The 5,166-nt window shown below is 37.7% G+C and carries 4 protein-coding genes; 2 read left to right on the top strand and 2 right to left on the bottom strand.

Going from position 1 to position 5,166, the window contains the following annotated elements:
- Positions 1–411 precede the first annotated feature (411 nt).
- Both ACQR30_RS00960 and ACQR30_RS00965 read right to left on the bottom strand, forming a co-directional pair.
- Positions 412–1,290 carry an NAD kinase gene (locus tag ACQR30_RS00960; protein ID WP_429729974.1) on the bottom strand — a complete coding sequence of 293 codons (879 nt, stop codon included), beginning with the start codon at positions 1,288–1,290 and terminating at the stop codon, positions 412–414.
- A 46-nt stretch (positions 1,291–1,336) separates the two neighbouring features.
- Positions 1,337–2,326 carry a DUF3078 domain-containing protein gene (locus ACQR30_RS00965; RefSeq protein ID WP_429729976.1) on the bottom strand — a complete coding sequence of 330 codons (990 nt, stop codon included), beginning with the start codon at positions 2,324–2,326 and terminating at the stop codon, positions 1,337–1,339.
- A gap of 199 nt (positions 2,327–2,525) precedes the next feature.
- Here ACQR30_RS00965 and miaB point away from each other — a divergent pair, with 199 nt between their 5' ends.
- Positions 2,526–3,947 (top strand): tRNA (N6-isopentenyl adenosine(37)-C2)-methylthiotransferase MiaB, encoded by a 1,422-nt coding sequence (gene miaB / locus ACQR30_RS00970; protein ID WP_429729979.1) that lies wholly within the window; start codon positions 2,526–2,528, stop codon positions 3,945–3,947.
- A gap of 59 nt (positions 3,948–4,006) precedes the next feature.
- Positions 4,007–5,166 (top strand): sigma-54 interaction domain-containing protein (locus ACQR30_RS00975; protein WP_429729982.1); only part of this gene is annotated, 1,160 nt, incomplete at its 3' end.

Consider the following 5,166-nt stretch of genomic DNA (forward strand, 5'->3'; position numbering starts at 1 on the left):
CAGCCTATTAAACCATAATAATCAGAAAGTGTATATCAGATCTGCTCCAACTGCACATGAAGCAAAATTGCAATCGAAAATGGGCTTAAAAGCACTCTTGCCACTTATCCCCGAAGACAAATTTGTGCTCTAGCCTAAATAGTTCAAAAAATAATATTATCGTTTACTGCAATATGTAGTGAGCCAAATTAAAATCGTATGTCTGATAATCAAATAGTTAAGTCCAAATCGTGTCAAACTCAAGAAAAACTATTGATTTTCAATTTTGTAAAAGGGATTAATATCCTTAAAAGTAGCGTGCAGGCTTATATTCCAACTAATTCTTGGTCAATACTTGATCTTTATTATTGTATATTAGATCCGCATCAGCATGGAGACAGGTGAAATTTAAGGAGCCTTTTATACATAAGACTAATTTCTTTTATCCAGTCCCCAAGATAGTTTATTACGCAAAGTAGATAAAAAACTATTTTCCTTGAACCTAATCAGTTTCACTTTAAAAGCTTCTTTCCTGACAGCCAGATGTATACTTTTGTCCACTATTTCGCGTCGGGCGTCCAGTGTACATAGAAAATCTTCCGAGCGACTTTCAATCTCAAAAGAAATCACATTATCATCGGGTACAATAATAGGTCTGGTATTTAGATGGTGTGGAGCGATTGGTGTAATAACAAAACTAGAAGAATCAGGAAAAACAATAGGGCCATTGCAGCTCATACTATATCCGGTGGATCCGGTGGGAGTGGCTACGATCAGACCATCTGCATAATAGGTGTTGATAAATTCCCCATTTAAAAAGGTATGTACCTTCACCATAGAGGAAGCATCGCGCTTGGTAATCGTAAAATCATTTAAAGCAAAAGGCGTATCACCAAATAAAGGTTTATTGGCGTCTAAATGAATAAGGGTACGTTTGTCGATAATGTAATTTCGATTAAGCAAATCTTCCACGACAGACGCGAATGCTTCTTTACTGGTTCCCGTCAAAAACCCTAAACGCCCAAAATTTACACCCAAGATCGGAATGTTTCTGTTCTTCACAAGTGCAACAGTATCGAGGATAGTGCCATCGCCACCGAGGCTTATCAAAAAATCTATTTCATTATTTAAATCATCCGCATTATTAAATACACGAAGCATGGGAAATAAGGAAGATACTTCCGGATATTGCTGATATAGAGTCTTATATAGAAATACTTCAATATTACTTTTACTTAGTTCTTCTAACAATGCAAAAGTATCAGCGGTATATTCATTGGGCAGCTCACGACCATATATGGCTACTTGCATGGAAAATCTATTTGGTAAATGGAACTGTGAATCTACATCAAAAAAATTACATGGTATTACGTGTATAACCCGTTTTAAAAGGCATCGAAAATCCAACACCAATCATACTTTTTACTTGCAAACCCGGACTGGTACCAAGCGGCCCAAATAATCGAACATCATCATCATAAATCAAATCCAGACTATAAGAAGCCGATATAAATTTATTAATTTTAAAATTTAGATAATTACTCATATCCATATCTACATTTTCTGGATTATGTGTATAATCCGAAAACAAATTCAAGTTAGCCTTATAGTGAATATTTTTCATTACATTTTTATCGTAATTTATGGAAGCAAAGGCACCCGGCGCAAATCGGTACCGATGCGCACCAATACCATATAAATTTTGCTCAGCTAAATATTTATTAAGCACCACAGTAAGCCTTGTGGTAAATGGCGACGCAAAAATAGACAATGCATTGTCCGGCTGATAATCAAGACCTGCAGAAACTACTGCATACCCCGGAGACAAGAAAGAAGAAATTAATTTAGAACTATCTCTAGTAAAATAGTTACGCCCATCGAATAGTTGAGATCGCCCATTAATTAAAAAAGAAGCAGACAATTTTCCCGAACTATCCAGTTTGCGCCCATATTTAGTAGTCCCGGCAATGCGGTCATCATTTTTTCTGGCACCCGAAGAAGTGGTTTGCACATACCCAAAATTAAAATCCAAATTCGTATCCCAGGTATGATTGCCTTTGCGGTAATACGCAAACGCATTAAGATAAGAAGAAATAGAAAGTGAAAATTTATCACCGCCGGCTGCCCAGTTTTTCAGAGCGCTCTGCGAGAGATTCAGGTTACCGCTGCCGCCGCGCTTCCATTTCCACGGAATTGTATCTTTTGCAGCTTTACGAACAGTTATAAATATTTCAGATGGTAACGAACGAACCGGAATATCCTGTGCACTAGCACAAAAAATTGCACAAAAAATAAAAATAAAGAATAGAAAAAAATGCCTAATAAATTTTATCAAAATCGAATCCATTTTTTTGTAAGACCTCTTGCGGCCCTCCATTAAGTAAGAAATTCATTGTCTTCACAAAATATTCGAACCAAACAGGCTCAAAATTAAAATTACTAACAAAAGTAACTATCAAAAAGCTAATTTTTTATTAATTGTCTGTCAATATGACATTGCTTGCATTTTTCGTTATTTTTGCATTTCTAAAATTGTATTTTTTTAAATGGAAGAACTGAAACTCCAACAAAAGGAAATTGTTGAAACAAGGCAAGGAGAGGCATTTGCGCCTTTCACCAAGGACGAGAATGTATATACGAAGAAATTTTATATTGAAAGCTACGGTTGTCAAATGAATTTTAGTGATAGCGAAATTGTAGCCTCCATTCTAAATAAAGAAGGTTTTGGCGCCACACGCAATTGCGAAGAAGCCGATTTGATTTTTGTAAATACGTGTTCCATTCGTGAAAAAGCTGAACAAACGGTGCGCAAACGCTTAACCGAATTTAGGAAAATAAAAGAGTCCAGGCCGGGAATATTGGTTGGTGTATTAGGCTGCATGGCAGAGCGCTTAAAATCAAAATTTTTAGAAGAGGAAAAGCTAGTAGACATTGTCGTAGGCCCGGATGCTTATCGCGCTTTGCCTGCACTTGTGCAAGAGGCGGAAACCGGCCAGAAAGCGGTCAATGTAATGCTTAGCCGAGATGAGACTTATGCTGACATTTCTCCCGTTAGGCTCAACAGTAACGGAGTATCTGCTTTTATCTCTATTATGCGTGGATGCAACAATATGTGCAGCTTTTGTGTTGTCCCCTTTACCCGCGGCCGGGAACGCAGCCGCAATCCTCTTTCCATCGTTGCCGAAGCAAGGGATTTATTTGACAGAGGTTTTAAAGAAGTTACACTCCTTGGACAAAATGTAGACAGTTTTTATTTTCTGGATGAAGAAAAAAGTGAAACAATCACTTTTGCCAAACTACTGGAAATGGTCGCCCAAGTGCATCCCGATTTAAGAGTAAGGTTTAGCACCTCCCATCCTAAAGATATTACCGAAGATGTATTGCATACAATTGCCAAATACGAAAATATTTGTAGCTATATTCACCTGCCTGTACAAAGCGGTAGCACACGCATTTTACAATTGATGAATCGCAATTACACGCGCGAATGGTATATGGCCAAAATAGCGCAGATAAAAAAAATCATCCCCGATTGTGGCATCAGCAGCGATATGATCACAGGTTTTTGTACAGAAACAGAGCAGGATCATCAAGATACATTAAGTATTATGCGCTTTAGCGAATACGACTATGCTTATATGTTTTACTACAGCGAACGCCCCGGGACCCTTGCTGCGCGTAGACATACAGACGACGTGCCTCTAGAAATAAAAAAACGTCGCTTGCAAGAAGTAGTGGATATGCAATATCAACTTTCCTTAAACAGCAACTTAAAAGACGTTGGCAAAACTTTTAAAGTATTAATTGAAGGGGAGAGCAAAAAAAGTGAAAACGACTGGATGGCGCGCAACTCTCAAAATAAAGTAATTGTTTTTCCCAAAGGTGAACACGGTTTTCAAAAAGGCGATTATGTTACCGTTAAAGTGAAAGAATGCAACAAAGCAACTTTACTCGGCGTAGTTGTTTAAATATAGGGAATCTGAGAATAAATTAATGGCTCAAATCATAGATCTAAAATCTACACTGAATGGATTTACAAACAGTAAAAAACAGGTTCGATATAATCGGAAACGCGCAAGCACTTAACTATGCTCTGAACGTAGCTATTCAGGTAGCCAACACCGATCTAAGTGTATTGATTGCGGGCGAAAGCGGTGTGGGCAAAGAAGCATTTTCGCAAATCATTCATTCTTTATCTGCACGTAAGCACAACCAGTTCATAGCGGTCAACTGCGGCGCCATTCCCGAAGGAACTATTGATAGTGAGTTATTTGGCCATGAAAAGGGCTCTTTTACCGGCGCAGTCGATCATCGTAAGGGCTATTTCGAAACGGTAAATGGCGGTACTATTTTCCTAGACGAAATAGGTGAAATGCCATTGGGTACACAAGCAAGATTATTGCGCGTTTTAGAAACCGGCGAATATATTCGCGTCGGGTCTTCCAAAGTTCAAAAAACGGATGTACGCGTAATAGCAGCCACCAACAGAGATTTGTATGATTTTACACAGTCGGGGAAATTTAGAGAAGATTTATATTATCGGTTAAGCACCGTACCTATTCGTGTACCGGCACTGAAAGATCGCAAAGAGGATATTTATTTATTGTTTAGAAAATTTGTTGCAGATTTTGCTGAAAAGTATAAGAAACAACCACTCCAATTAGATGAGCAGGCGGTGCAATTGCTGATAAATTACCCTTGGCCGGGAAATGTGCGTGAGTTGAAAAATATAGCCGAACAAATCTCCGTTCTAAGTACCTCTATCAATATTAATACCGTAGAACTTCAACGTTTTTTACCCGAATTACACAACAACCGTTTACCGGTATTAGCTTCTCAGAAGTATGCGGGTAGTGAATTCGCCAATGAAAGGGAAATCCTATACAAACTCTTTTTTGATATGAAAAAAGACGTAACTGAATTGAAAAAAATGTTTGTAGAATTATTGAAGAATCCTTCTATTGCCAATTCAATGAATGATTATACAAAAGAAAATTTATTGAATAAATTCGATGATGATGCCGGAAGCATTCAACCCTATTATGCAAATAATGCAATAGGAAATACTTCAACAGAATACAACAACCATCAACCTGTTATCTTGCAACCGCAAACTGATAACGATATTCATTCGCACGAAGAGGTGGAAGAAACACTCAATATTATGGATAAAGAAAAAGAACTCAT

Origin of the sequence: Arachidicoccus sp. (assembly GCF_050436765.1) — a bacterium.
Taxonomy (GTDB): Bacteria; Bacteroidota; Bacteroidia; order Chitinophagales; family Chitinophagaceae; genus Arachidicoccus.